The organism is Streptomyces plumbidurans (genome assembly GCF_019857225.1).
Classification (GTDB): Bacteria; Actinomycetota; Actinomycetes; order Streptomycetales; family Streptomycetaceae; genus Streptomyces; species Streptomyces plumbidurans.
In genome coordinates this window covers 143,961-169,489 of the sequence record NZ_JAFJSY010000013.1, presented here as the reverse complement: position 1 = coordinate 169,489, position 25,529 = coordinate 143,961, and the positions used below count along the sequence as shown (strand labels likewise).

Annotated in this window: 21 protein-coding genes; 13 read left to right on the top strand and 8 right to left on the bottom strand. The window is 72.1% G+C overall.

Annotated elements, in window-relative coordinates; translation table 11 throughout:
• Positions 1-12: 12 nt before the first annotated feature.
• The 5 genes from JYK17_RS11945 to JYK17_RS11925 form a co-directional block, all read right to left on the bottom strand.
• A complete protein-coding gene (locus JYK17_RS11945) occupies positions 13-2,346 on the bottom strand; it encodes a sensor histidine kinase (protein ID WP_222810329.1) in 2,334 nt (777 codons plus the stop codon).
• 151 nt (positions 2,347-2,497) lie between these two features.
• Complete coding sequence (locus JYK17_RS11940; protein WP_108006864.1) at positions 2,498-3,508, bottom strand: substrate-binding domain-containing protein; 1,011 nt, start codon at positions 3,506-3,508, stop codon at positions 2,498-2,500.
• Between the two features lie 206 nt (positions 3,509-3,714).
• The gene (locus JYK17_RS11935) at positions 3,715-4,539 is read right to left on the bottom strand and encodes an SAM-dependent methyltransferase (RefSeq protein ID WP_128801641.1); all 825 of its coding nucleotides are present in this window, start codon (positions 4,537-4,539) and stop codon (positions 3,715-3,717) included.
• Between the two features lie 136 nt (positions 4,540-4,675).
• The gene (locus JYK17_RS11930; RefSeq protein WP_108006862.1) at positions 4,676-5,113 is read right to left on the bottom strand and encodes a DUF6114 domain-containing protein; all 438 of its coding nucleotides are present in this window, start codon (positions 5,111-5,113) and stop codon (positions 4,676-4,678) included.
• Complete coding sequence (locus JYK17_RS11925) at positions 5,113-5,781, bottom strand: DUF6230 family protein (RefSeq protein ID WP_108006860.1); 669 nt, start codon at positions 5,779-5,781, stop codon at positions 5,113-5,115. The genes JYK17_RS11930 and JYK17_RS11925 overlap by 1 nt, the downstream gene beginning before the upstream one ends.
• A 619-nt stretch (positions 5,782-6,400) precedes the next feature.
• Between JYK17_RS11925 and JYK17_RS11920 the strand changes: the two genes are divergently transcribed.
• Positions 6,401-7,054, top strand: a complete 654-nt coding sequence (locus JYK17_RS11920) for a Tat pathway signal sequence domain protein (RefSeq protein WP_108006858.1) — start codon at positions 6,401-6,403, stop codon at positions 7,052-7,054.
• A gap of 47 nt (positions 7,055-7,101) precedes the next feature.
• Here JYK17_RS11920 and JYK17_RS11915 read toward each other — a convergent pair whose 3' ends face one another.
• Positions 7,102-8,049 carry a lytic polysaccharide monooxygenase auxiliary activity family 9 protein gene (locus tag JYK17_RS11915; RefSeq protein ID WP_128801640.1) on the bottom strand — a complete coding sequence of 316 codons (948 nt, stop codon included), beginning with the start codon at positions 8,047-8,049 and terminating at the stop codon, positions 7,102-7,104.
• 269 nt (positions 8,050-8,318) lie between these two features.
• On the opposite strand from JYK17_RS11915, the gene JYK17_RS11910 reads away from it, so the two are divergent.
• The 3 genes from JYK17_RS11910 to JYK17_RS11900 all read left to right on the top strand — a co-directional run bounded on the left by JYK17_RS11910 (position 8,319) and on the right by JYK17_RS11900 (position 11,743).
• Positions 8,319-9,200, top strand: coding sequence for a ScbA/BarX family gamma-butyrolactone biosynthesis protein (locus JYK17_RS11910; RefSeq protein WP_108006854.1), 882 nt, complete (start codon positions 8,319-8,321; stop codon positions 9,198-9,200).
• 69 nt (positions 9,201-9,269) lie between these two features.
• On the top strand, positions 9,270-9,917 hold the full coding sequence (locus tag JYK17_RS11905) for a ScbR family autoregulator-binding transcription factor (protein ID WP_108006852.1): 648 nt from the start codon (positions 9,270-9,272) through the stop codon (positions 9,915-9,917).
• Positions 9,918-10,573: 656 nt separating this feature from the next.
• On the top strand, positions 10,574-11,743 hold the full coding sequence (locus tag JYK17_RS11900; RefSeq protein WP_108006850.1) for a damage-control phosphatase ARMT1 family protein: 1,170 nt from the start codon (positions 10,574-10,576) through the stop codon (positions 11,741-11,743).
• 38 nt (positions 11,744-11,781) lie between these two features.
• Here the strand turns inward: JYK17_RS11900 and JYK17_RS11895 are convergent, their stop codons facing one another.
• Positions 11,782-13,044 carry a cytochrome P450 gene (locus JYK17_RS11895; RefSeq protein ID WP_108006848.1) on the bottom strand — a complete coding sequence of 421 codons (1,263 nt, stop codon included), beginning with the start codon at positions 13,042-13,044 and terminating at the stop codon, positions 11,782-11,784.
• 165 nt (positions 13,045-13,209) lie between these two features.
• On the opposite strand from JYK17_RS11895, the gene JYK17_RS11890 reads away from it, so the two are divergent.
• The 9 genes from JYK17_RS11890 to JYK17_RS11850 all read left to right on the top strand — a co-directional run bounded on the left by JYK17_RS11890 (position 13,210) and on the right by JYK17_RS11850 (position 23,363).
• Positions 13,210-14,082, top strand: a complete 873-nt coding sequence (locus JYK17_RS11890) for a TIGR03619 family F420-dependent LLM class oxidoreductase (protein ID WP_234548209.1) — start codon at positions 13,210-13,212, stop codon at positions 14,080-14,082.
• Positions 14,083-14,189: 107 nt separating this feature from the next.
• Entirely contained in the window at positions 14,190-15,146 is a 957-nt protein-coding gene (locus JYK17_RS11885; RefSeq protein WP_222810328.1) for an ABC transporter substrate-binding protein, read from the top strand.
• 16 nt (positions 15,147-15,162) lie between these two features.
• Positions 15,163-16,107, top strand: a complete 945-nt coding sequence (locus JYK17_RS11880) for an ABC transporter permease (protein ID WP_234548210.1) — start codon at positions 15,163-15,165, stop codon at positions 16,105-16,107.
• Between the two features lie 104 nt (positions 16,108-16,211).
• Positions 16,212-17,012, top strand: a complete 801-nt coding sequence (locus JYK17_RS11875; RefSeq protein ID WP_234548211.1) for an ABC transporter permease — start codon at positions 16,212-16,214, stop codon at positions 17,010-17,012.
• On the top strand, positions 17,009-17,773 hold the full coding sequence (locus tag JYK17_RS11870; RefSeq protein WP_108006842.1) for an ABC transporter ATP-binding protein: 765 nt from the start codon (positions 17,009-17,011) through the stop codon (positions 17,771-17,773). Before JYK17_RS11875 ends, JYK17_RS11870 begins: the two co-directional genes overlap by 4 nt.
• A gap of 122 nt (positions 17,774-17,895) precedes the next feature.
• Positions 17,896-20,253 carry a GTPase-associated protein 1-related protein gene (locus JYK17_RS11865; RefSeq protein ID WP_108006840.1) on the top strand — a complete coding sequence of 786 codons (2,358 nt, stop codon included), beginning with the start codon at positions 17,896-17,898 and terminating at the stop codon, positions 20,251-20,253.
• 187 nt (positions 20,254-20,440) lie between these two features.
• Positions 20,441-21,100 carry a vWA domain-containing protein gene (locus tag JYK17_RS11860; RefSeq protein WP_234548507.1) on the top strand — a complete coding sequence of 220 codons (660 nt, stop codon included), beginning with the start codon at positions 20,441-20,443 and terminating at the stop codon, positions 21,098-21,100.
• 8 nt (positions 21,101-21,108) lie between these two features.
• Complete coding sequence (locus tag JYK17_RS11855; protein WP_128801634.1) at positions 21,109-21,990, top strand: protein phosphatase 2C domain-containing protein; 882 nt, start codon at positions 21,109-21,111, stop codon at positions 21,988-21,990.
• Between the two features lie 17 nt (positions 21,991-22,007).
• Entirely contained in the window at positions 22,008-23,363 is a 1,356-nt protein-coding gene (locus JYK17_RS11850) for a protein kinase domain-containing protein (RefSeq protein WP_206660247.1), read from the top strand.
• A gap of 6 nt (positions 23,364-23,369) precedes the next feature.
• Here JYK17_RS11850 and JYK17_RS11845 read toward each other — a convergent pair whose 3' ends face one another.
• Complete coding sequence (locus JYK17_RS11845; protein ID WP_222810326.1) at positions 23,370-25,493, bottom strand: hypothetical protein; 2,124 nt, start codon at positions 25,491-25,493, stop codon at positions 23,370-23,372.
• Positions 25,494-25,529 lie beyond the last annotated feature (36 nt).

Below are 25,529 nucleotides of genomic sequence, written 5' to 3'. Positions count from 1 at the left end.
GGTGTTCCTTCGTCAGCGGTCGGCGGGCGGAGTCGAGGGGACTGGAATACCTGCGGCGGGGGCGGACGCATCCGGGTCCCGAGTCCCGGGTGCTTCCTGAAGGTCGTACTGCGTCTCGGTGTCGTCGTCACGTGCCCGGAGCGTGCCGCTCTGGAAGCCGGCCAGCGAGGAGGCGGCCTGTTCCGCGGTGAACTCCTCGTCGCCGTCGTCCTGTTCACCGGCCGGGGCGTCCTCGCGCAGCTCGGCTGCCAGGCTGGTCTGGGGGACACGGCGGGGCAGCGGCGCCATGCCGTCACGGCGGGCGGCGGGCACCGGGCCCTTGGTGACGGGGGTGGTGGCACTCTCTTCCGCGGGCTCCTCGTCGTGGGCGGCAGGCTCCTCGGTCTTGTCGTCGGCGGGAGCCTTGCCGGGGACGGCCGGTGTCTCGCGTACGACGATGTCGTGCGGGAGCAGCACGATCGCCGTCGTGCCGCCGTACGGCGAGGGGCGCAGCGTGACCGTGATGCCGTGCCGGGTGGCGAGCCGGGCGATCACGAACATGCCGAGCCTGAGGTCGTCGGCCAGCGCCACCACGTCGAACTGCGGCTCCACCGCCAACTGGGCGTTGAAGGAGGCGTAGTCCTCCTCCGACATGCCGAGGCCGCGGTCCTCCACCTCGACGGCCACGCCCTTGGCCACCGTCGCCGCGCGCACCCCGACAGGGGCGGGCGCGGGCGAGTACACGGTCGCGTTGTCGATGAGTTCGGCCAGCAGATGGATCACGTCGGCCACCGCGGGCGGCGCGACGTACACGTCCTCGTCGGTGTGCACCTCGACCCGCTGGTACTCGGCGACCTCGCCGACCGCGCCGCGCAGGATGTCGATCAGCGCGACCGGCTCCCGCCAGCTGCGCCGCGGCTGCTCACCGCTGATGATGACCAGGTTCTCCTCGTAGCGGCGCAACTGGCTCGCGGTGGAGTCCAGTTCGTACAGGCCCTTGAGGACGTCCGGGTCGGAGTGGCTGCGCTCCAGCGTGTCGAGCTTGGTCAGCTGCAGATTGACCAGGTTCTGGCTCTGCCGTGCGATGCCGAGGATGACCTTCTGGAAACCGCGCCGGGTGTCGGCGAGTTCGACCGCGGTGTGCACGGCGGTGCGCTGCGCCTTGTTGAACGCCCGTGCTACCTGGCCGAGTTCGTCGGAGCCGTAGTCGAGCGGCGGGGTCGCCAGGTCCGCGTCGACCTTCTCGCCCCGGTCGAGCCGGGAGACCACGTCCGGCAGCCGCTCCTCGGCCAGGCTCAGGGTGGCCTCGCGCAGGCCGCGCAGCCGGCGGGACAGGGAGCGGGTGATCCGCCAGGACATGCCCACGCACAGCAGCAGGGCGAGCAGTCCGCCCGCGCTGAGGGCGGCGGCCTTCAGCAGCAGGTTGTCGGCCTTGTCGGCGCTGCGGTCGAGCAGCCCGGACGTCTGGGCGCCGATCAGCTTCGCGTACTCGTCGCCCACCTTCTGGAACGAGGCCGCCCACTGCTTCTGCGCGGCGGGCAGCGCGACGCTCCCGCCGCCGGTGGCGGGCCGGGAGGCGAGCACCTGGTCCTCGACGTGCGAGATGGTCTGCCACTCGGGGCTCTGCAGGATCCGATCGGTCTGTGCCTTCGCGCTGCCGCGCAGCGAGGGCACGATCTGGTCCTGGACCAGCCAGCGGCGGGTGGCGACCAGCTCGGAGAAGGTGTCCCACGACTTCTCGCTCAGCCTTCCGGACGGCCAGGCCACGGTGAGCCGGGCGTCCTCCTGGGAGACGAGCTCCGCCGCGTGTTCCAGGGCGATCAGCGGGTCGGCCTGCGAGGTGAGGTCGCCGTCGTCGACCTGGGAGAGCTCCTGGAAGGCGTGGATCTGGTCGTCGATGATCGAGCCGTACTGGTCGAGCGCCTGGGCGGCGGTGATGTCGCTGGGGTTGTCCAGCTGGCCGCGGTAGTACTCCAGGCTGCTCACCGAGCCGAGGACCGAGTACAGCCGGTCCGAGATGCGCGCGGGGGCGTTGTTGATCGCGTCGGTCTGGCCGACCAGCTTGGCGACCGCCTTGTCGGTCGCCCGGCGCTGGGTGTCCAGGGCCTGCCGGGAGCCGTGCGGGTCGGCCAGCCAGGCCGCCGACAGACTGCGCTCGCGCTGCAGCGCGAGTGTGGCGTCGGTGCCCATGGCCCCGGTGTCCCGGCTCAATTGCGTCTGCCCCCGCAGCCGCAGCCCCTCGCTGAAGATCTGCGTGGTCGTCAGTGCCCACATGGCCGCGAGCGTGACGCTCGGCACCAGGGCCAGCAGAATCAGGGAGAGACGTATGGAGCCGATGCGGCGCCGGGCACCTGTCCGTTCAGACATCGTCGTCCTAGGCGATCAGCAAAGCGGAGGGGGAAACACGGGGATGGCCGTGAGCTGGGGGAGAAGGGGTGCACAGGATGCTATCCGTACAACTGACCGCACGCGCCCCAGGTCTCCGAATCTTTCGCGACATTGACGTCCGAAGTGTCGTTCAGCGCGTCCCGTGGGACGCGAACTCGGCGACCGAGGCCACGTTCGCCTTGGTGACGAATGCCGGTCCGGTGAGCACGGGGGAGACACCGCCGCCGCTGACATTGCCGTTGGTCTTGTACAGCCACAGCGCGTCCACCGCCAGATAGCCCTGCAGATACGGCTGTTGATCCACCGCGAACTGCACATCGCCGCTCTGCACGGCCTTCACCAGGTCCTGGTTGAGGTCGAACGTGGCCACGTGCGCCTTGCTGCCGGCCTGCTTCACCGACTTGACCGCGTCGAGCGCGAACTGCGCGCCGTTCATGATCACTTCGTCGATCGTCGGGTCCTGCCGCAGCCGGGCGGTGATCACGGCGTCGGTGGCGTTCGCGTCGGTGCCCTCGACGTAGACGATGTCGGTGCGGCCGCCGAAGGTCTTCTTCACCCCGGCGCAGCGGGCCTCCAGGGCGACGTTGCCGCGCTCGTGGATCACACACAGCGCGTGCTTGGCCCTGAGGTCGTCGAGCTTGTCGCCCACCGCGCGGCCGGCCAGGCTCTCGTCCTGTCCGAAGAACTCCATGGTCCCCTCGGACTGCCAGGAGTCGATACCGGAGTTGAGGCCGACCACCGGGATGTCCGCCCCGCGCGCCGCGGCGACCGGGCCCTTCATCGCCTGCGGCTTGGCCAAGGTCACCGCGATGCCGTCGACCTTCTGCCGGATCGCGTCCCGCACCAGCGAGGCCTGCGCGGCCGCGTCCGGGTCGTTGGCATACGTCAGTTCGATGTTGTCCTTCGCGGCGGCCGCCTCGGCGCCCTTCTTCACCAGGTTCCAGAAGGTGTCGCCCTCCGAGGCGTGGGTGACCAGGGCGACCTTGAGGCGGGCGGTGTCCGCCCGGCCGCCGGCGCCGGGAGCGGCGTCGGAGCCGTCCTTGGACCCGGAGCACCCGGCCGCGAACAGGCAGACGGCGGCGGCCGCGGCGATCACACGGGCGGATCTGTGGGCGGCGGACGGTGGGGGAGGAGTATTCATGAGGGGACGGCACCTCGCTGTGCGGCCGAGCAAGTGGAACGGCGAGAGAGGGCTTCCGTCCGTCGTCCGACGTCGGACGACGCAAGGGTGACTCTCGCTGGCCGGAGCCAATCGCGTGGGACCGCCGGTAGTCAAGTGATCAGCAACATTCAGTGAGTTGTCGCTGCCGCATCGTGATGATGCACGCCGGGCAGCAGGGGGTGCGGCTACGGTTTGCGGGCCACCACGCCGTACATCGCGATGTCCTCGTCGCGGATCGCCCCGGTGTCCGTACCGTCCGGACGCCACTTGTGGACCTGGACGAGTCCCGGCTCGACGAGCTCCAGGCCCTCGACGAACTCCTGCGCCTCGGCGAAGGTGCGCAGCCGCATCGGCATGCCGCGGGCCGCGTACTCGCGGGCCACCCGGCCGACCTCCCGCGGCGCGAAGTCGGCGGTGCCGATGGACATCGCGAGATGGCTGCCCGGCGCGAGCGGTTCGAGCAGCCGGCGGACGATGCCCACGGCGTCGTCCTCGTCGAGCATGAAGTGGACGATCGCGACCACGGTGAGCGCGACCGGCTCGGCCGGGTCCAGGGTGTCGCGGAAGGCGGGGCTGTCGAGGATGGTCCGCGGATCGCGCATGTCCGCCTCGACATAGGAGGTGCGGCCCTCGGGCGTGCTGTTCAGCAGGCTCTGCGAGAGCGTGAGGACGAGCGGGTCGTTGTCGACGTAGACCACCCGTGATCCGGGGGCCGCCGACTGGGCGATCTCGTGGATGTTGGGCGAGGTGGGGATGCCGGTGCCGATGTCGAGGAACTGGCGCATCCCCGCCTCCTCGGCCAGCCGGCGCACCGCGCGGTTCAGCCAGTCGCGGTTGGCCCGCATGTGGACCGGCAGGGCGGGCCACTCCCGGCACATGGCGTCGCCCGCCTCCCGGTCGGCGGGGTAGTGGTCCTTGCCGCCCAGGATGTAGTCGTAGATCCGCGCGGCATGCGCGGTGCCGGTGTCGATGCCGGTCCGGTCGCCCGGCCGGGCGCTGTCCTCGGGCACGATGGCCCCTCTCGTCACGTCGTCCCGCCGCACGCGGCCCCGCCCTCTACTTCGTCAACCGGCGGGCGGGGCAAACCACTTGGGCCACGGGAGTCACATGACGGGGGCTGCGGCCGGGGCCGTGCCCGCTCCCCGGTCAGGCGGGCACGCCCTGCTCCTCGTGCTGTGTCCGCGCTTCCCTCCTGCGCCGGCGCCGGCTGCGGCGCGGCTCCTGGTCCGGCAGCCAGCCGAAGACGAGACAGCTGCCCACGGCGCCGAGGAGCAGGCCGATGAAGAAGCCGCCCAGGTTGGAGGTGATCCAGGAACCCAGGGAGGCCAGGACGCCGATGATGGAGTAGAAGAGCCGCTGCGAGGGGCTGAAGAGGGTCAGCAGACCGCACAGCACCATGACCACGGGCAGCAGATACCCGGCCAGGCCCTGCATGCCGATGTGCATGACGACCTTCAGCGAGGCCTTCTCGGTGAGCAGGATCTCCGCCCCGCCCAGAGCGAGCAGCAGCCCGCCCCAGAACGGACGGCGGGCCCGCCACTGACGAAAAGCGGGCCGCACGCCTTGTTCCCAGCGCTTCGGCATCAGCAGCCCGAGTCGCTGAACGACAGCTTCAGACCCGGCAGCTTGAAGACGCCCGCAGTCGTCGCGTAGTTCGTCTGCCGCAGGTTGGCGATGTGCACCGTGTCGGCCTGCTGGCTGAAGACGCCCTTCGGGCCCTTGACGCCGGCCTTGTCGAGCGTGCTCGCGTCGTTGCCGATCTCGATGTTGTTGAACGAGGCGTCACCGGACAGCTGGGTGGAGTCGGTGGTCAGGTCGGTCGCCTTCACCTTCGACGAGCCGCTGCCCGCCTTGATGAGCAGGTTGGTGCCGCCCAGGTCGACGCTCTGGCACAGGCTGTCCAGCGTGGCGTTCTTGATCGCGGAGGTGACGATCAGCACCTGACCGCCGGTGTCGCCCTGGTTCGGGCTGTTGTCGATCATGCTGTCGAGCCCGCCGAACTGCTCGAATCCGGTGCCGTCCAGCGACTTGGCGGTGACCGTGAAGGGCATGCCGGATATCGAGAACGACACCCCCAGCGCTCCCTCCGCGGTCATGATCGCCAGTCCGGCGGCGACCGCGACGGCGGGCACGGCCATCACGGCGGCACGGCGCAGCCGGACCCGCCCGCGTCTCGCGGGGTCGGTCGCGGAACCGCTTTCCGGGTTCCCTGGGGTGTGGTCGGCGGACGTGACGTCCGAGGACGAGGCCATTTCTGCTCCCATGTGCGTGGTCATTGCGGGTTGGGCATCAGCGGCACGTTGTCCTGGCGCGGACAGCGGACAGCGGTGCACGCCTCCTCGCAACTCCCGGCGGGCGCAAGGGCTTTCACGTACTCCGCAGTAGCCGAATCAGGAAGTTACCCGTGGTTACATTTAAGGGTCAAGGGAGTTGTGAAAAAAGAGTGTCCGTTGTGCCTCACCTGTGCCTCCGTCCTGCGACGAAGCCCCAATACAACACTTGAACGATCGTCAACTGCCGCACGCAGCCTTGACGTTGACTGAGTCTCAGGTCTACAACTGCCCCTGGCTTCCCCCAGGATCCGTGGCGCCGGATCCCCGTCGCGCGGCATGACCCGCGCTCCCGGAATCCCACACACCCCCACGCTCTCGACGGCTCCGCACGGGTACTTCCCCCTGTCCCGTGCGGGCCGGCTTCCCCGCCCGGTCCCGGCACATGGCCCTTTCCACGGGTCCCTCGCCGGTCACCGGCCGGTCGCCGTTGCCGGTCCGTCACGTACGGAGAAGGCGTCACGGACCGGTGGCGGCGGACGCAGTCCAGCGTCCCCCCACGCCACCTTCAGCCCCCACATCCCAGAGAAGAGGCCCCCGCATGCGTACTCGCACCCTCGCCACCCTCATCGGCGCCGTCGCCGCCCTCTCCATCCCCGCCGTCGTCCCCGCCTCCGCGGCCGACACCCCCGTCCTGACCACCGGTTCGGCCGGCGGCACCGCGGTCGCGGTCGGTGACGTCCTCACCGCACCGCTGGCCTCCGGCACCAACGCCACCCTCTACTCCAGCGCGACCGGCACGAGCGGCGTCACCTGCTCGTCCTCGACGTTCACCGCGAGCGTCACCGACAACCCCGCCGCGCCGGGCACCGCCACCGAGTCGGTCAGCGGGCAGAGCTTCGACAGCAGCAGCTGCACCAGCAACGTCCTGGGCGTCACCGGCGTCACCAGCATCACCGTCGACAACCTGCCGTACACCACCACCGTGACCTCCGACGGCGCCCTCTCGGTGACCCCGGCGAGCGGGTCCACCATCCAGACCACGGTCAAGCTGAAGACGCTGCTGGGCAGCATCACCTGCGTCTACCAGGCCCCGAGCCTGACCGGCACGGCCAGCAACGACGACAGCAGCATCGCCTTCACCAACCAGGAGTTCACCAAGACGTCGGGCTCCTCGCTCTGCTTCAGCAGCGGCTTCTTCAGCGCCAAGTACGCCCCGGTGACCGACAACGGCGCGACGGTCTACGTCAACTGACCATCGCGCAGGGCGACTTCAGCAACTGACCATCATGTAGGGCGACTTCAGCGTCGACGCAGACGCAGCGCCAGGGCGGCGCCGCCGGTGAGCACCAGCACCGCTGCGGCGCCGCCCGCAAGCATGGGCGCGGACGGACCGGAGTCCGCGGTGGAGGCGGAGGCCACCGGAGTGCTGTCGGGGGCGCCGGTCTTCTGCTGCGGCGCCGCCTGCGCGGTGTGCGAAGGGGGCGTGGCGGGACTCGTGGAGGACCCCGGCGTCCGCGAAGTGCTGCCGCTCGCGGCCTTCTTGCCGCCGCTCCCCTTCGCGCCCCCGGCCGACGACCCCGCCGCACCGCCGCCTCCGCCGCTGCCGGACGCCGACCGGAACACGACGTCCGAGCAGGAGTAGTACGTGTCCGTCGTGCTGCTGTTCTGCCAGATGGTGTACAGCACGTGGTGCCCGCTCCGGTCGGACGGCAGCTTCGCCGTGATGCGGTACGCGCCGTTCGTCAGCGCCGGGTCCTTGACCGCCGCGAACGGCTGCTCCGGCAGCTCGGACCAGGTGAGCGGTTTCGTGGGGTCGTAGCCCTGCTTGGTGAGATAGAGCTTGAACGTGCCGGTGTGCGGGATCGTCGAGGCGTACTTCATCGTCATCGTCGCGCCCGGCGTCAGCGTCGTCGACGGCCAGTCGGAGCGCGCCAGGTCCAGGCCCTTGTAGGCGGGCAGGCCGCCGCTGCACAGCTTGCCGTCCGGAATGACCTGCCGGTCCCTGCCGCCCACGTCCGGCACCCGCAGGTTGTCCCACATCGTGAAGGGGGCGCCGTTCGCGGCGACGGCCGCCCTGCAGGCCGCCGTGCGGGAGCTGCCGCCGTCGGGGGAGCAGGCGTAGACCCGGCTGACCGGATCGACGGGTGCGCCGTGCGCCTGCGCGGGTCCCGCCGCCCACAGGGGGAGCAGGAACGGGGTCACGAGGGCGGCCGTCAGGGCGGTGCGGTGTGCGGTCATCCGGGACATCCGGAACGTCTCCTCGGCCGGCGCGGGATCGGTGTGCTCCCGGTGAGTACGGACGACGGGTGCGACGCGTTCACCGTGTGAGCCCCGGAGTGAAAGAGGGCGCCCGGTATCCGAACGTGCGCCCGGCGCCGCCCGTTCACCTGCGCCGTCCGCCCCTTGAGGCACGTCCGTCTCATTGAAAACCAACCGGTCGCCTCGTACTCTGGCGGTCGCCGGTACGGCCCTGTCCGTCTGGTCTGTCATCGCTTTCGGGGGACCGAGGGAGGGACATGCCTCAACCGACCCTGACGGCCACCGTTCCCCGTCAGCTCGTGCACCGGGCTGCGGTCGCGGAAACGTATCTCACCGGCTGGGAGAAGACCGGGACGGACCGGTTCAGGCTGAGTGCGCAGTGGCCACGGGCCCATCAGTTACACGTGTCCCCGGACCGCTCCGCCCACGAGCCGCTGCTCGTCGCGGAGACCGTGCGCCAGTGCGGGGCGCTGCTGTCCCACACCGCGTACGAGGCCCCGCTCGACCACTGCTTCGTCCTGCAGGAACTGCGCCTGACCACACACCCCGAGCACCTCGCCGTGGGCGCCGCACCCGCCGAACCCGTCCTGGACGTCAGGGTGTTCGACATCCGCCGGCGCTCCGGCCGCCCGACCGCGTTCCGCTACGACACCGACGTGCGCCTGGGCGGGGAGCGGGTCGCGAGCGCGCACATCTGGGTGAGCTGGACCAGCCCCTCCGTCTACCGCAGGCTGCGCGGCGGCCGCACCGTGGACACCGTCTCGACGCTGCCACCACCGCCCGCGCTGCCTGCCGACGCGGTGGGCCGTGCGCTCGCGGCGGACGTCGTGCTCGCGCCGCCCGAGCGTCCGGGGCGCTGGCAACTGCGGGTAGATACCGCGCATCCCGTTTTCTTCGACCATCCCCTCGATCACGTACCGGGCATGCTCCTGCTGGAGGCGGCACGGCAGGCGGCCCGCGCGACCACCGGCGGGCCGGGCTCGTCCGCGTCCTTCCGCGCCACCTTCCATCGATACGCCGAGCTGGACATACCCACCTGGATCGAGGTCATGGACGCAGACCGCAAGGGGCTCCGGGTCCGGGGAACGCAGGGCGGTTCGACGGTCTTCGAGTGCGCCGTGGACGCCGCCGCACGGTGAGATATCGTTCACGGGGAGTAAAAACAAACAGCACGACCCGTTCGTTCCAGTCCCAGGAGTGTTCAGCCGATGGCGAGGCAGTTACGCGCCGAGCAGACCCGCACGACGATCATCGCGGCCGCAGCAGACCTGTTCGACCGCCGCGGCTACGAATCGACCAGCCTCAGCGACATCGTCGAGCACGCCCACGTCACCAAGGGCGCGCTGTACTTCCACTTCGCGGCGAAGGAGGACCTGGCCCACGCGATCATGGAGCTGCAGTCGAGGGCCCTGCGGGACCTGACGGCCGAGATCGACGCACGGGGTCACTCCTCCCTGGAGGCCCTGATGCGCATCACCTTCGGCATCGCCCGGCTGTCCGTCGAAGGCCCGATCCCGCGGGCAGGCCTCCGGCTCGCCACCGGGGGAGTCGCCGTACGGCCACCGGCCAAGCACCCCTTCACCGAGTTCCGGGACATGGCCACCCGCAAACTCCTCGGCGCCGTCAAGGAGTCCGACCTCCACCCGGACATCGACGTCGACGCCATCGCCCACTCCCTCGTCAGCTTCTACGTCGGCACCCGCATAGTCAGCCGATCGCTCGAGCCGGTCACCCGCCAGCCCCGCAGACTGGCCGAGATGTGGTACGTCCTGATCCGCGGCCTGGTCCCCGTCACACGCCGGGCCCGCTATCTGAACCTCGCGGCGAGGCTGGAACGGGAGATCCGGCCTGCTTGAGAGCGGGCCGGCGCGACACGGGCCCGGCAGAGGCCTGGGCTGTGGGCTGGACTCGACCGTGGGCCGGCCTTGACTGTGGGCTCGGGTCGACCGAGGGCCGGGCTCGACCATGGATCGGCCTCGACACCACGTGGATCTCGACCCCGAACCGGCCCGACGCCGGACGGCCTCGGCACCGGAACGACCCCGGCGTTGGGCAGGCCTTGGCACCGGATGGAATCTCTGCCCCGGACCGGCCTCGGCGACGGACCGGGCTTGGCGCAGCAGTGGCCCCGGGGCTGGGCGGGCCGCGGGACTGGACGGGTCTCGGCACCCGAGCGGCCTCCGCACCGGACAGGCTTGGCACCGGTGAATCTCCGCCCCGGACGCATCTCGGCACCGAACGGGCGCCCGACATCCCACGGCCCAGTGCCTCCACCGGCCTCAACTGCGGGCCGGCCCCAGCCTCGGACCGGCTCCGACACCGCCAGCCGCGATGCCGCAGGACCCCCGTCCCGGATCCGCCTGTCCTCAGATCGGCCCGGACCACGGAGCGACCCCGTACCCCGGACAGGCCTTGGCACCGGACCGACCTTCACACGGCATGGACCGCGCGCCGGTCAAACCCCCGCCCCGCCCCCGAGCCGATCCGCAGGACACCCCCTAGGGTGAGGCGCATGTCCGATGTCCCGTCTGCGCCTGTGATCCTCGGTGATGAGCCGGGGTCCTTCCCGCACGGTGTGCTTGCCGAGCGGCACCCCGCGATCATCCGCCAGGTGCGGGAGGCCTTCCCCTACGGTCCCGCGCAGCACCGTGCGCTCGACGCGCTGCTCGCGAGCTGCACCGAGGGGGTCGTCGAACCGCTCCCCGCTCACGCGCACGACCGGGCGCGCTGGGAGGAGTGGGGGGCTGTTGGATACACCGGCCGTTCCTGGTTCAAGATCCCCTGGCTCTGGTCGGAGAGCTACTTCTACCGCCAACTGCTCGAAGCCGTCGGCTACTTCGGCACCGGCCCCTGGCAGGGCATCGACCCGTTCCGCCCCTTCAAGCTGGCCGAACTCGACTCACCGGAGACGGACGAGGAACTGGCCGCGTTGGACGCCCTGTCCGCGGGCGACCAGGACCGGGCCCTGCTGCACGGCTCCCTCTGGGGCAACCGCGCCGACCTCGGCTTCCGCCTCTCCGCCGGGGACGCGGGCCCCGCGGACGCCGCCCCGGGCCTGGTCGCCGACGACAGCGCGGCCCTCTGGTCACTGCTCCCGCAGTCCGGCGCCGGCACCCTCTGCCTGATCGCGGACAACGCCGGACGCGAACTCATCCCCGATCTCCTGCTCATCGCCCATCTCCTGGAGCGCGGGCGCATCGCCCGTGCCGTCCTGCACGTCAAGCCGTACCCGTACTACGTCTCCGACGCCACGACCGCCGACGTGCTCGACGCGCTGAGGAGACTGACCGGCGCCGAGGGCGCCGCCGTCGAGTACGGCAGCATCCTGTGGTCGGCGATGACCGACGGCCGCCTCGTACTGCGCGCCCATCCCTTCTCCAGCGCCCCGCTGCCGTACGCCGACATGCCTGGCGACCTGCGCGCCGAACTCGCCGCCGCCACGGTGACCATCGTGAAGGGCGACCTCAACTACCGCCGCCTGGTGGGCGATCGGCTGTGGCCCCCGACCACCCCCTTCGCGGACGTCACGGCCCACTTCCCCGGCCCGGTGGCCGCCCTGCGCACCCTGAAGTCCGACGTCATCACCGGCCTGGACCCCGCCACGGAAGCCGCTCTGGTCGCGGCGGAGGGGCAGAGCTGGCGGACCGGCGGCACACACGCCCTGATCCAGGTCCGCGCCTGAGCCCGTAGCCCCCCTCCTCCCTCAAGTCACCTCCTCCCTCAAGCCACCTCCACCGGCAAGCACTTGATGCCATTGATGAAGTTCGACGTCAGCCGAACCGCCGCCCCCGCCGTCCGCAGCACAGGCAGGGCCCGCAGCACCTCCTCGTACAGCACCCGCAGTTGCAGACGTGCGAAGTGCGCGCCCAGGCAGACGTGCGGGCCGTCCCCGAAGGAGACGTGGGGGTTCGGTGTGCGGGAGAGGTCGAGTCGGTCCGGTGCGGCGAAGACGCGTTCGTCGCGGTTGGCGGAGGCATGGAAGACGACCACCTTGTCGCCCGCCCGGACGGGCCGCCCCGCCAGCTCGGTGTCCTCGGTGGCCGTGCGGCGGAAAGTGAGAACGGGCGGGTGCCAGCGCAGCAACTCGTCCACCGCCGTGGAGAGTTCGCACTTCCCCGCGCGGAGCGACGAGTACGCCTCCGGGTGCTCGGCCAGCGCGAGCAGCCCCCCGGGAGCGGCGCTGCGCACGGTGTCGTTGCCGGCGACGGTGAGCAGGAAGAAGAACATCTCCAGTTCGGCGTCGGCGAGTTCGGCCTCGTGCGCGAGCGTGGTCAGCACGTCGTCGGCCGGGTGCCGCCGCTTGTGCGCGGCGAGGCGCTGGGCGTAGTCGAACATGTCCCGGAGCATGGCCGGGGAACGGGGGTTGACCGGTTTGCCCGCCGCGTCGAGCACGGGTGCGCCCGCCTCGTCCGGGTCCTGGTAGCCGATGACCCGCTGCGTCCAGTGCAGCAGCAGGCCGCGGTCGCTGTCCGGGACGCCGAGCAGGTCGGCGAGGTTGAGCAGGGCGTAGTCGTCGGTCACGGCCGCCACGAGGTCGACGGTGCCGTCCTGGGTACGGGCGTCCCGCAGCGCCTGTGCGAGCAGGCCCCGCGCCCGCTCCCGCGCGACCGACGTGAAGCGCTCGATACGGCCCGGGGTGAAGGCGCGGCTGACCAGACGCCGCAACCGCCCGTGCTGCGGCGGGTCCTGATTGAGCATCATGCGGCGGATGAACGGCAGATCGTCCGGGTCGGGATCGCGGATCTGGGTCGCGCCGAGATGGGAGGAGTACGTCGCCGAGTCCTTGAGGACCCGTACGACGTCCGCGTGCCGGCTCACGGCCCAGAACCCGGGCCCGGCGGGCCACCCCAGCACCTCGGGCTCGTCCTGCCAGACCACGGGGTGGTGGTCGCGCAGGACCCGATAGGCGGCATGGGGCACCCCGGCGGCGTACTGCCGCGGGTCGAAGACGTCCGGGACCTGCGGGGCGTCGCGCACATTCATGCGACCACGGTGACGCGGGGGACGGGCCCCGGGCAAGACAGCGCGCGGCGGGCATGCCCGCACCGGCCGCGGTGTTGCCTTCCTCGACCGCACTGCCGGAGGCTTCCTGACAGCACTGCCGGACGCTTCCGTGACCGCACTGCCGGACGAGGGGAACGTGACGACATGTTGCGCATCGGAGTGGCACCGCACCGTCTGTGGCCCGCACGGGAGGACGAGACCGACGAAGTCCTGGCGACCGCGCGCAGGGCTGAGGAGCTGGGCTTCGACCATGTCTTCGTCAGCGGCCACGCGATCGCGGGGGATCAGGGCGTGACCCCCGACCCGCTGGTGACGCTGTCCGCCGTGGCCGGTGCGACCGAGCGGATCGGGCTGGTGACCAGCGTGCTCGTCCTGCCGCTGTACAACCCGGTCGTCCTCGCCCACCAGACCGCCACCCTCGACCGCCTCTCCCGCGGCCGCTTCACCCTGGGGATCGGCACCGGCTGGGACACCGAGGAGTACGCGGCCGTCGGCGTCCCCTTCGCGGGCCGCGGTCGTCGCGCCGACGAACAGCTGGCCGCCGTACGGGAGTTGTGGCGCGGCGAGGGGGACGTACGGCTCGGGGTGCTGCCGCGCACCGAGGGCGGTCCGGCCGTATGGGTCGGCGGGCAGAGCGACGCGGCGCTGCGCAGGGCGCTGCGGTACGGCGAGGCTTGGCACGGCTCGGGGATCGACGCCGCCGGGCTCACGGCGGTGCGGGAACGGCTGACCGGTCTCGGGGAGCAGGCCGGGCGCGATCCGCGCACGCTCGCGCTGACCGCGGGTGCCTTCCTCGTTCCGCCGGGTTTCGCGCCGGCCGTACAGCTGCCGAGCCGGCCTCTGGGCGGACGGGACGCGAGTGCCGAGAGCGTGCGGGAGGAGCTGGCCGCCCTGGCGGACGCCGGGCTGTCCTCCTGCTCGTTGTGGCTGCCGGTGGCGGCCGACGCCCTGCCGGACGCGCTCGTATGGACGGCCGAGGAGATCCTTTCGTCCTTCCACAAGGTCCGTGAGGACTGACGACGGACCAGCGACGGATTGATGACGGTTTGACGATTCCATCGATCGACATGTGGTGATCATGACAAATCCCTGGTAGTCATGCCCGCATGGCGTTACGTCGATCGATGCCGGGAATCGGAAAACCGGCGGTCGTACTGGCCGCCCTGACCCTGCTCCTCGCGGCCTGTGGTGACGGCAAGGACGACTCGGACTCCACAGGCGGCACCAGCACGAAGCTGAGAGTGGCGGCGCTGCCGCTGACGGACTCCGCGGCCCTCTATCTCGCCCGTGACCGTGGGCTGTTCAAGAAGGAGGGGCTGGACGTCACCATCCAGCCGGTCCAGCAGAGCATCCAGGCGCTGCCCGCGCTCGTCAACGGCCAGGTCGACGTGATCGCGAGCGCCAACTACGTGACCTTCCTGCAGGCCGACGAGAAGGGCACCCTCGACGTCCGCATCCTCGCCGAGGGCGTACGGGTCGCGCCGCACATGATGGACGTCCTGGTGCCGAAGGACTCGGGCATCAAGAGCGTCGCCGACCTCGCGGGCAAGAAGGTCGCCGTCAACATCCTCAACAACATCCAGTCGCTGACCCTCAACGCGATCCTCGACGCCAAGGGCGTCGACCGGCCCGTCTACCGGCAGATCGCCTTCCCGCAGATGGGCCCCGCCCTGCAACGCGACCAGGTGGACGCCGTGCACGCGGTGGAGCCCTTCGACAGCGCGATTCAGGGCGACTTGAAGGCGAGGGTGCTGCTGGACGGCGGGACGGCGCCGGCCGAGTCGCTGCCCATCAGCGGCTATGTCACCACGCAGAAGTTCGCCGCCGGGCACGCCAAGGCGGCGGCGGCCTTCCGGCGCGCGATCGAGGCCGCGTCGAAGATCGCGACGCAGGACCCCGGTGCCGTACGCGAGGAACTGCCCAAGTACACCAAGGTGACCGCGAGTCAGGCGCAGAAGATCCACCTGCCCTCGTACCCGGCGACCACCGATGCCGCGCAGCTGCGGCGGCTGACCGAACTCATGAAGAAACAGGGGCTGTTGAAGAAGGATCTCGATCCGGCGACGCTGCTGGTCAAGTGAGACGGCTGCGAGTGAGGTGAGGCGGCTGAGGCGTCCGAAACGGCATCAGGAGCTGTGGCTGGGGCTGCTCGGTGTGCTGCTGGCCTTCGGGATCTGCGAGGCGGTCGGCCGCGCGGGCGTGGTCCGGCGCAGCTATCTTCCGCCCGCCTCCGAAGTCGTCGCACGCGCGGTGCAGTTGGCGGGCGACGGCGCTTTCATGGACGGCGTCGGCGCCACCGTGAAGGCCTGGGCGCTGGGGCTCGGCCTCTCCGTCGCGATCGCCGTCCCGCTCGGCCTGCTGCTCGGCAGCGTGCCGCTCGTCGACTCCGCCGTACGCGTGATCGTGGAGTTTCTGCGGCCGCTGCCGTCGGTCGCGCTGATCCCGCTGGTCTCCCTGCTCCTCGGCACCGGGATCAGGACAGAAGTCGCGCTGATCACCTATGCGTGCGTCTGGCCCGTCCTGTTCAACACGATCTACGGCCTCGGCGAGACCGATCCGCTCGCCAAGGACACCCTGCGCGCCTTCGGCTTCGGCCGGCTCTCGGTGCTGCTGCGGGTCGAACTGCCGGGCACGGCACCGTTCATCGCCGCCGGCATCCGCATCTCGGCGTCCGTCGCCCTCATCCTCGCCGTGGCCACCGAACTCCTCTCCGGCTTCGGCCAGGGCCTCGGCATCTTCATCGCACAGGCGGGCCTGGCCACCGACGGCACCCGGGACGTCCTGGCCGGCGTGGTCTGGGCTGGCGCCCTCGGGCTGGTCATCAACGGGGTCCTGGTGTGGGGCGAACGGCGGCTGTTCCCGTGGACGCCGGAGCGACAGACGGAACGGCAGGCGGGGCGGGGCTGGGTGCGGGCGGGTGCGCCGGGGGCGGGTGCTGCGGAGGCGGATGCGGTGCGGTCGGGGGCAGGGTCCGAGCCGGGGTCGGATGCGTCGGGGCCGGAAGCGCCCGGGACGGGGTCGGGATCGGGTGTGGTGCGGTGATGAGGGGGAGCCGGGCCGGCGGCCCGAAGCAGGCGACCGCCACGGCGAGAAACCGGGGAGGGGGCAGTGGCAGTGGCGGTGGCGCGTCGCGCGGGCGCGGGGGAGTGGCGCGGGGCCCCGGGAACGCGTGGCAGCATCTGGTGCTGCGCCTCGCGGTCCTCGTCCTCGTGCTGGCCGTCTGGCAGTTGGCGGCCGAGGCGCACGGCAGTGTGTACTTCCCGCCCCCGGGCCGTATCGCTCACCGCATGTACGAGCTGTGGTTCTCGGGGCCCGTCCGGCGGGTTTTCCTCACCGACGCCGCCGTGGCGGACGTGCTGCCGAGCCTCGGGCGGATGGCGGCCGGTTTCGGGATCGCCGCCCTGACCGGGATCGCGCTGGGCGTCGCGGTCGGGCGCTCGCGCCGGGTGTACGCGCTGTGCAATCCGGTGCTGCAGTTCGCGCGGGCCGTGCCGCCGCCCGCGCTGGTACCCGTCTTCGTCGTCGTCCTCGATCTCGGTACGCAGATGCAGATCGCGTCGATCGCCTTCAGCGCCGTATGGCCGGTCCTGATCAACACGGCGGAGGGGGTGCGCAACACGGACCCGCTGCGGCTCGACGTGGCGGCCGTGCTGCGCCTTCACCCCGTGGAGCGGCTGTGGTTCCTGCTGCTGCCGTCCGCGCTGCCCCGCATCTTCGCGGGCCTGCGCCTGAGCCTGTCGCTTGCCCTCATCCTCATGGTGTTCTCCGAACTGCTGCCGGGCAGCGCCAACGGCATCGGCTTCACCCTCACCGATGCCCAGTCGCGCTCCGACCTGCTCACCGTGTGGGCGGCGCTGCTGCTGCTCGGCATCCTCGGATATCTGCTCAACACCGCCCTGCTCGCGGCCGAGAGACGGCTCGTCGGCCGGGGAAGGAGGACGGCATGACGCTCCGCCTCGACTCCCTCGGCCAGCGCTACGGCGAACAGGTCGTCCTGCACGACATCGACCTCACCGTCCCCGACGGCCAACTCCTGTGTGTCGTGGGCCCGTCGGGCTGCGGCAAGTCCACGCTGCTGCGCACGGTCGCGGGGTTGCAGCCGGCGTACGAGGGTTCCGTCTCGATCGACGGCACCCCGGTCACCGGCGTACCCGACCAACTCGCCGTCGTCTTCCAGGACTACGGCCGCTCCCTCTTCCCCTGGCTCACCGTCCGCGACAACGTCGCGCTCCCGCTGCGCCGCCGCGGGCTGCCCCGGGCCGAGCGGCGCGAACAGGCCGAGCGCATCCTCGAACGGGTCGGCCTGGAGGGCGCCGGGCGCCGCCACCCCTGGCAGCTGTCCGGCGGCATGCAGCAGCGCGTCGCCATCGCCCGCGCCCTGGTCTGCCGTCCCTCGCTGCTGCTCATGGACGAACCCTTCGGCTCGCTGGATGCCCAGACCCGCGAGGACCTGGAGGACCTCCTCCTGGAGGTGCACCGCAGCGACGGCGCCACCATCGTCTTCGTCACCCACGACATCGACGAGAGCGTCTACGTCGGCGACCGCGTCGTCGTCCTCTCCCCGGGCCCCGCCTCCCACCCGGTCCTCGACCTCCCCGTCACCCTCCCCACCAAACGCGACCAGATCACCACCCGAGGGCTGCCGGAGTTCGTAGCCCTACGAGCCCAGGTGGGCCGCGCGGTACGAGGCCCCGTCGCCTCCGACTGATCCGCAGTCCGCGCCGAGCGTCCGTCCCGCCCCGCGCGGCAGCGCCCCGTCCGCTTCTGTGCGCCCCGTGTCAACTTGGGTGTCCTGCTGCGGGGTTCGGGGCTGATGGTCAGAATCGGGGGATGGCCATCCGTGAACTCAGCTACGTGCTCCGCCGTGACCCCGACTCGGGGGCCGACCGGTTCACGCCCGACGGCGAGGTGCCCGACGGGATGCCGGACGATCTGATGCGGCGGGTCATCGCGGCCACGCACCGTGCCGCACCCGCCTTCGGTGCCGCGCTCAGCTACACCCGGCTGCCCCATCGCGACGGCGGCGGACTGCTGTGCAGTGTGCGGCCGGACGAGGAGTCGGACGGGCTGCGGGTCGACGCGCGGTACGAGGCGGGGGACGCGGACGGCGAGAGGCGCTGGCCCGTCGACGCCTTCCGCAGGAGCACCCTGGACGCCGACGGCGGCGCGGGCTTCGCACCGCGGGACTGGTGCTGGGACTACGCGCTGCTGACGAAGTTCGCCTCCGAACAGGGCGCGCGCATCGCGCCGTTCCTCGCCGACGTCCGCGCACTGTTCGCCGACCCCGCAGGACGCCAGATCGTCCTGGCCGAACGGGACCAGGAGACCGTCGCCCGCTGGATCGCCCTCGCCTGCGCCTCCCTGCCCGTCACGCACGCGCGCGCACTGACGTTCACCACCCATTGCGCCGACCCGGGCCTCGCCCCCCAGCAGATCCTCGGCATCGGCCCGGACCTGGACACCGAGGTCTTCGACCGCTACGACGACAACGCCGTCAGCCATCTCTTCCGCGTGCACGACGGCCTGGGCGGCCCGGGCAGCCCGCCCCGGCCGCACCCCTGGGCCGAGCTGGCCGCCCTGCTGTGGCGCGAGGGCGTCATCCCGCGGACCGACGAGCACGAGGGCGGCGACCCCTTCGCCGTCCTGCCCCTGGCCCGCCGCGCTCTCGCCGCCCGGTCCGGGCAGGCCCTGGCCGATCTGCCCGAGGACGTACTGCGCGCGATCCTCTCCGCGGCCATCCGCGCCGCGGAAGCGGGCCCGCTCGACACCGGCACCGCCCAGGACCTCGCCGACATCGCCCGGCAGCTCGCCGCACACCGGCCCGACGCGGTCCAGCCGCTCGCCGCGGCCCTGCTGCGCAGCCGTGCGAAGGCGGCGGACCCGCAGAACGTCGTACCCACCTTGGAGGCTGCTCGCGCCGACCTCCCGGTCGACGACAAGACCTGGCGCACGGTGCGCTCCGAGTTCGGCCCGCCACCGGAGGACGAGTTGCGCAGGCTGCTGCGCCAACGGCCGTCCTCCGCCTGGGAGAAGCCGCTGCGCGCCCTGCTCGCCGCCGGGGGCGACCCCGCCCGCGGCTCCGTCCTGGACGAGGCGGAGTCCCGGATCGCCTCCGCGCTGAGCCGTCCCGACCAGCGGCGTACCTGCGGCGACGCCGTCGCGCTGCTCGAAGCCCTCGGCGACCGGGCCCTGGTCCGCCGCATCCTGGAACGGCTCGCCGAGGGGGAGGAGGAGCGCCGTATCCGTGCCCTGCGCGACCTCGCCGCCTCACCGCACGGCGAGTGGCTGAGCGGCCATCTCGACGGGGCGCCCCGCGCCGTACGCCTGGCCGCGACGGCGGGGTACCGCGGCCGGGGCGCGTACGGCCTGACGGGAGTCGAGCTCTGGATCGACCTCGCACACCGGCACCTGGAGGGCGCGAAGGTGCCCGACGTGCCCACCCTGAGGATCCTGTGGCCGCTGGCCTGGCCCTCGCGCGGCGGCATCGTTCCCCACGCCGAGCAGAGCAGGATCACCGAGGTCTGCTCCGCCCGGCTGATCGTCGAGGCCGGCCGCGAGGTCTCCCTCACGCACTGGCTGCGGCACCCGGACCGGATCGACAGACGGTATCTCGACCTCGCCCGCGCCACGACCGACGCCAAGCAGCTCTCGGAGTCCGAGCGTGCCACCGCCCGACTCGTCGTCCTCGCAAGCGACTTCGCCCGCGGCGAGGAGACCCTGGCGGACGCCATGGAACGCCTGCCCGCCCTGGAGGAACGCACCGGACGGCTGGACGGCGTACTCCGGGATCAGATCGACTACTGGATCGCCCGCGGCATCACCCGCGCCGACCCCTACGAGGTGTACGGCACCCACGTACTGCAACGCTACGCCGTCGGGAGCATGCGGCTGCTGGCGCTCTACGACAAGGCCGTGCGCAGCGCACAAAGCGAGGGCGACGCGCTGGAGGCCCCCGCCCTGCGCGAACCGCGGCGCGTGGCCGCGCTGTTCTTCGCCTGGGCGGAACTCCACCCGGGCCAGACGGGAGCCTGGAAAAACCTGTCACACCGGCTGATCAACGAGGTGCTCGGCGCCGCCCTGCGCCACATGGACCAGCGGGATCAGCGCGAGGTGGCACGGGTGCTGTCCGACCGGGGAGGACAGCACTGGGTGCGGGCCTGGAACGAGTGGTGGCACGCGCCGAGGTGACCGGGGGCGCACAAGGGGCGCACAACGAAACCGGTGGACGTCCCTGTGCCTCGCGAGTTGCCCGGGGCACCAGATCTTCGCCGCTTTCTCAACTAGGCTTGTACCGAAGGAAGTCCGGGCCCGTCTCGGGTCCACCTCGGGGGAGAGGACCAGCGTGAGCGACACCTTCGATCTGCCCGGCGGCAGCATGGCGAGCCGTCCCGTCCACTTCATCTGGCTGCTGGACTGCTCCGGCTCGATGAGTGTGAACGGCAAGATCGCCGAGCTGAACTTCGCCATCCGCGAGGCGATCCCGGAGATGCAGTCGGCCGCCCGGTCGAACCCCGGCGCCACCCTCCTCGTCCGCGCGGTGTCCTTCGCCAGCGGCGCCAGCTGGCACATCAACGACCCCACCCCGGTGGACCAGTTCACCTGGGAGGACCTGCACACCTACGGCGGCACCGACATGGGCGCCGCCTTCCGCCTCGCGGCCGGCGCGCTGCAGACGCCGCCCATGCCGCAGCGCGCCCTGCCGCCGGTGCTGGCGCTGGTCTCCGACGGCCAGCCCACCGACGACTGGCGCTCCGGGCTGCGCGCCATCGACGACACGCCCTGGGGCAAGCGCGCGGTGCGCGTCGCCCTCGCCATCGGCGACGACGCGGACAAGAGCATGCTCAAGGAGTTCCTCGCCAACCCCGAACTGGAGCCGCTGCAGGCGAAGAACCCGCGCCAGCTCGCCGCCGCCATCCGCTGGATGTCCACGGCCGTCAAGGCCGCCTCGACGCCGCGCCCCGACGGCGGCGGCCCCGTGCAGGCCCCGCCGCCCGTCGCGCTGGGCAAGGACGAGGACGAGAACCCCATCTGGTGACGGGCGTCATGGCACCGGCCGAGCGGTGGGAACTGCTCAAGGGCGAGGTCAAGGGCGCAGCCAAGAAGTACAGCCAGGACCGCTGCACGGCCCGGCAGGTGGCGGACGGCCGCGCTGTCGTGCTCGCCGTCGCCGACGGCCACGGCTCGGCACCCCACTTCCGCAGCGACCTCGGCGCCCGCTGGGCCGTCGAGGAATTCGCCGCCTGCGCCGAGGAGTTCGCGCTCTCCGCGGTCCGCCACGACGACGAGACCGAACCGCACGGCGACGAGAGCGCGTGGTGGCAGGGACTGGGCGAACTGCGGGCCTGCGCCCGCCGGTTGCCCCAGCTCGTCGCCCACCGCTGGTACGAGCGGGCCACCCTGCACGACTGCAACTCCCCGGCGCACGGCACACCCCAGCAGGCACCCAAGGGCCCCGACCTCACCGCCTACGGCACCACGCTCGTCGGCGCCGTCCTGACCCGGCGCCTGCTGGTGTGCTGGCAGCTGGGCGACGGCGACGTCGTCGTCCTGGACGCGGCCGGGACGCCGTACACCCCGCTCTACACCGGCCCCGACCTCGGCGACGAGACGGACTCGCTGTGCGCGCCCGAGTCCTGGCACCGCGCCCGCTGCCACTGGCAGCCGCTGACCAGCGAGGGCCCCTCCGGGGTGCTGCTGTCCACCGACGGACTGTCCAAGAGCTTCACCGACCACCAGGGCTTCCTGGACTTCGCGGCCGGGGTGCAGGGCCGCGCCCACGAGCTGGGGATGCCCGCGGTGCGCAGCCGGTTGCCGGAGTGGCTCAGCCGTGCCGCCCAGTACTCCGGCGACGACACGACACTCGTGGGCGCCTTCGAGGCCCAAGGCCACCCCGCGCCCCGGCAGAACGACGCGCCACACACGTGAGCGACGAGAGGAACCGCATGGTGAACGGCATGCTCGCCCCCGGGCAGACCCTGGTGACCGAGGAGGGGGAGAAGGTCAAGGTCGCGGACATGTTCGGCTCCGGCGGACAGGGCGAGGTCTACCGGGTGAGGACCCGCAAGGGCGACCGCGCCCTGAAGTGGTACTACCCGCAGACCGCGGACAACCGCCAGCGCCAGATCCTCGAAGGTCTGATCGCCTGCTCCTGGAGCGACGACCGGTTCCTGTGGCCGCAGACCGTCGTCGTCGACGCCGACGGCAGGGTGCCCGGCTTCGGCTACCTCATGGACGTACGGCCCGACCGCTTCCACGATCTGCCCGCGCTCTTCCGCCGCGACCCGGCGATCTCCGCGACCACCCAGCGCACCCTCGTGATGGCCGCCCTGCACACCGTCGAGGCCTATCGCGCCCTGCACGGCAAGGGCATCGCCTACCGCGACATCAACTGGGGCAACATCTTCTTCGACCCGCGCACCGGAGACGTCCTGGTCTGCGACAACGACAACGCGGTCTTCGAGGGCGAGAGCGCGGGCGTCGCCGGCACCATGGACTTCATGGCACCGGAGCTGGTCCGCGGCGACCGCGGCGCCCAGCCCGGCATCCAGAGCGACCTGCACTCCCTAGCGGTGCTGCTCTTCCTGCTCCTGATGAACCATCACCCCCTCGAAGGCGCACTGGCCCTGCAGATCCGCTGCCTGGACGAGAACGCCCGCAAGAAGCTCTACGGCACCGACCCGGTCTTCCTCTACGACCCGAACGACCACCGCAACCGCCCCGTGCCCGAGGAGCAGCAGACGGTCGTGGCCACCTGGGGCGCGCTCCCGCCGATCCTGCAGCGACTGTTCGTGGAGACGTTCACCGACGGTCTGAAGAACCCGCTGCGGCGGGTGCGTGAGAGCCAGTGGCGCGACGCGCTCAGCGAGGTCCTCGACACCATCTGCGTCTGCGCCTGCGGCCGGCAGAACCTCACCGAGCCGGACGGCCCCGCCCCGCACTGCTGGGGGCAGAACTGCGGCCGCCGGCTGACGCTTCCGCCGCGTCTGCAGCTGACCATCGGCTCGGGCATGATGCGCACCAAGCCGCGATCGATCCGCCTCGGCCCGCAGGCCCGGGTGTACGCCCACCACCTGGTCGTGGAGGCGGAGCGGCACGACTTCACCGCCGTCGTCGCGGAAGTCACCGAACACCCGCAGCAGCGCGGCCGGTTCGGCATCACCAACCGCTCGAAGAACCGCTGGACGGCCCGCCGCGCCGACGGCTCCGTGCACGACGTCGACCCCGGCCGCACCATCGGCCTCAGCACGGACCTGCAGCTGGAGTTCGGCGGCGGCGCCGAGGCCGTCGTACGCGACTGAGGGCCGTCAGCGGCCGAACGGCCACCATCTGCGCCACCGGTGGCGCCAGGTGTACGCCGGCTGCCGCACCGCCGGCAGCAGACGCGGCGGCACGGGGGCCGCGGGCACGTGCGCGATCGCCGCGTCGGCCGGGACCGCGAGGGCGTCGGGGCGGGGCACCGCGGCGACCGTCACGCGGCAGGCGTCCGCGGTCACCGGGAACTCCACGAAGCCCTCGGCGAGGAAGCGGCTGCGCGCCACCCGCCGCTCCTCGCGCCGCCCCCCGCCCTCCCAGGCGACCAGCACCAGCACGGCCGGCTCCGGCCACTCGAACCGCACCGCGGCACGGTCCGCGCTGATGCGATGCGCCGTCAGGTCCCTTACCGTTCCCGGTCGTTCGACCACGACCGCCGGTCCGGTCAGGGCCTGGCCGCCCAGTGTGCTCAGCGCCGTCATGCGGACCCGGGACCGCTCCGGGACGGCCACCTCCACCGACGGCTCGGGAGCGGCCGGGGGCGGCGGCGTCGTCCGGTCCGTGCGGCGGGAGACGTCCGTGCCCGGACGCACGGGCCCGCTCGGCCACGCCACCACCGTGCTCAGCCCCTGCCGCGGCGGCCGCCAGGTCAGCGCCACCCGGTCGCCGTCGCCGACGAGGCGTCCCACCAGGTCCTCCACCTGATCGGGCCACGCCTCGGCACGCACCGGCACCCGAACGCCCTCGGACCAGACCGTCCGGCCCTCCGGTCCCGGATACCCGCAGCGGATCTCGTACAGGTACGAGCCCGCGGCGAGCGGCACGTCCCGCAGCCCGTCCCGCTCGCACGCCACCGCATCGGGCCACACGTTCACCGCCTCCTGCGCGCGGCGCTCCACCTGGACCTCGACACAGGCCGGGTCCGCCCGCCAGCGCAACCGCACCCCGTCCGGCACGAGGGAGACGGACACGCCGGTCACCTCGGGCGCGACCACCACGGCCTCGGACGCCAACGGGATGCCGGCGACCATGTCCTGACGCAGCGGTACGACGGCGTAGCGCACCGCCCTGCCCACCGGGGCGTCCTCCTCGCTGTGGCACAGCGGCTGCGGCCCCGACTCGCCGCCGAGGACCGCCAGTTCGGTCAGGTCCGCGGGCGCGCCGTCGGGGAAGCGCACCACCCGGAACGTGACCGGTTCGACGCCGGGCCGCGGTGGCGGCCAGGCGAGACGGACGGTCCGCTCGTCCAGGACCACATCCAGGTGCGGACCGGGATCCGAGGCACCGAGAACGTCCGTCGCGCGGGCAGCGGCACCCAGCAGACCCGCCTCCAGCGCCGGGTCGTCCCCGGCCCGGCGCACGGCCTCGAACCGCGCCTTGACCGCGGCCCGTACGGAAACGCCCGCCTCCAACCGGGCTGCCCTGTCGAGGAGTTGATGGATTGCGGTGCGCTGTGCGCGCAACTCGCCCAGCACTCGCGTCAGTACGTGGTCCCGGCCGGTGTGCGACACCTGCGCGGCCGCCCTCTCGGCGCGGCACAGCCGCCGGTCGGGCCACAGGTCGCCGAGGCGTTCGGCCGGCTCGCGGGCCGGACCGTCCTCGGGGAACCCCAGCGCCACCGCAGCCGCCAGATATCCCGCCTCGTCCGCGTGCACCCCCAGGTCCTTGGCCGTCGCCTCGGTCGGCCCGGTGTCCGCGTCGCGCAGCAGACAGGCCAGCTGCCACAGCAGCAGCCGGCGCAGCCCCATCGGGTCGTGCCGGGCGTACGCCTCCAGCGTGTCCGCCACGGCCGCCGCGCCGTCGGCCCGTGGATCACCGCAGGCCCGCCAGCCGTCCCGTGCCTGGCGCACGTACTCCTCGTCGACCCGGACCCACCGGGTGCCGCGGCCGCGGAACCACAGCCCGTCCAGGACCCTGAACCCGTCGTCGTTCCCGGGGCGCGGAGCCGCCCCGAAGGCCGTCTTCCCGGTCGGCGGGGGCGGGCGCAAGGCGTCGGCCACATGCCGGAATTTCAGCGCGGCCAGGTCCTCGCGCAGCTTGGTGTAGCCGTGCATCGCGGGGAAGCACGGCAGGTCGGGCAGCGGCGGCCGCGCGGCCGAGCCTTCGCCCTTACCCCCGTCGCCGCCACCGCCCGGCCCGTCCCATGCCGCCCGCTGTCCGGGCCGCCACTGCGCCACGCTCGAAGGTCCTTTCCTCGGGTCCGCCGCCGCACG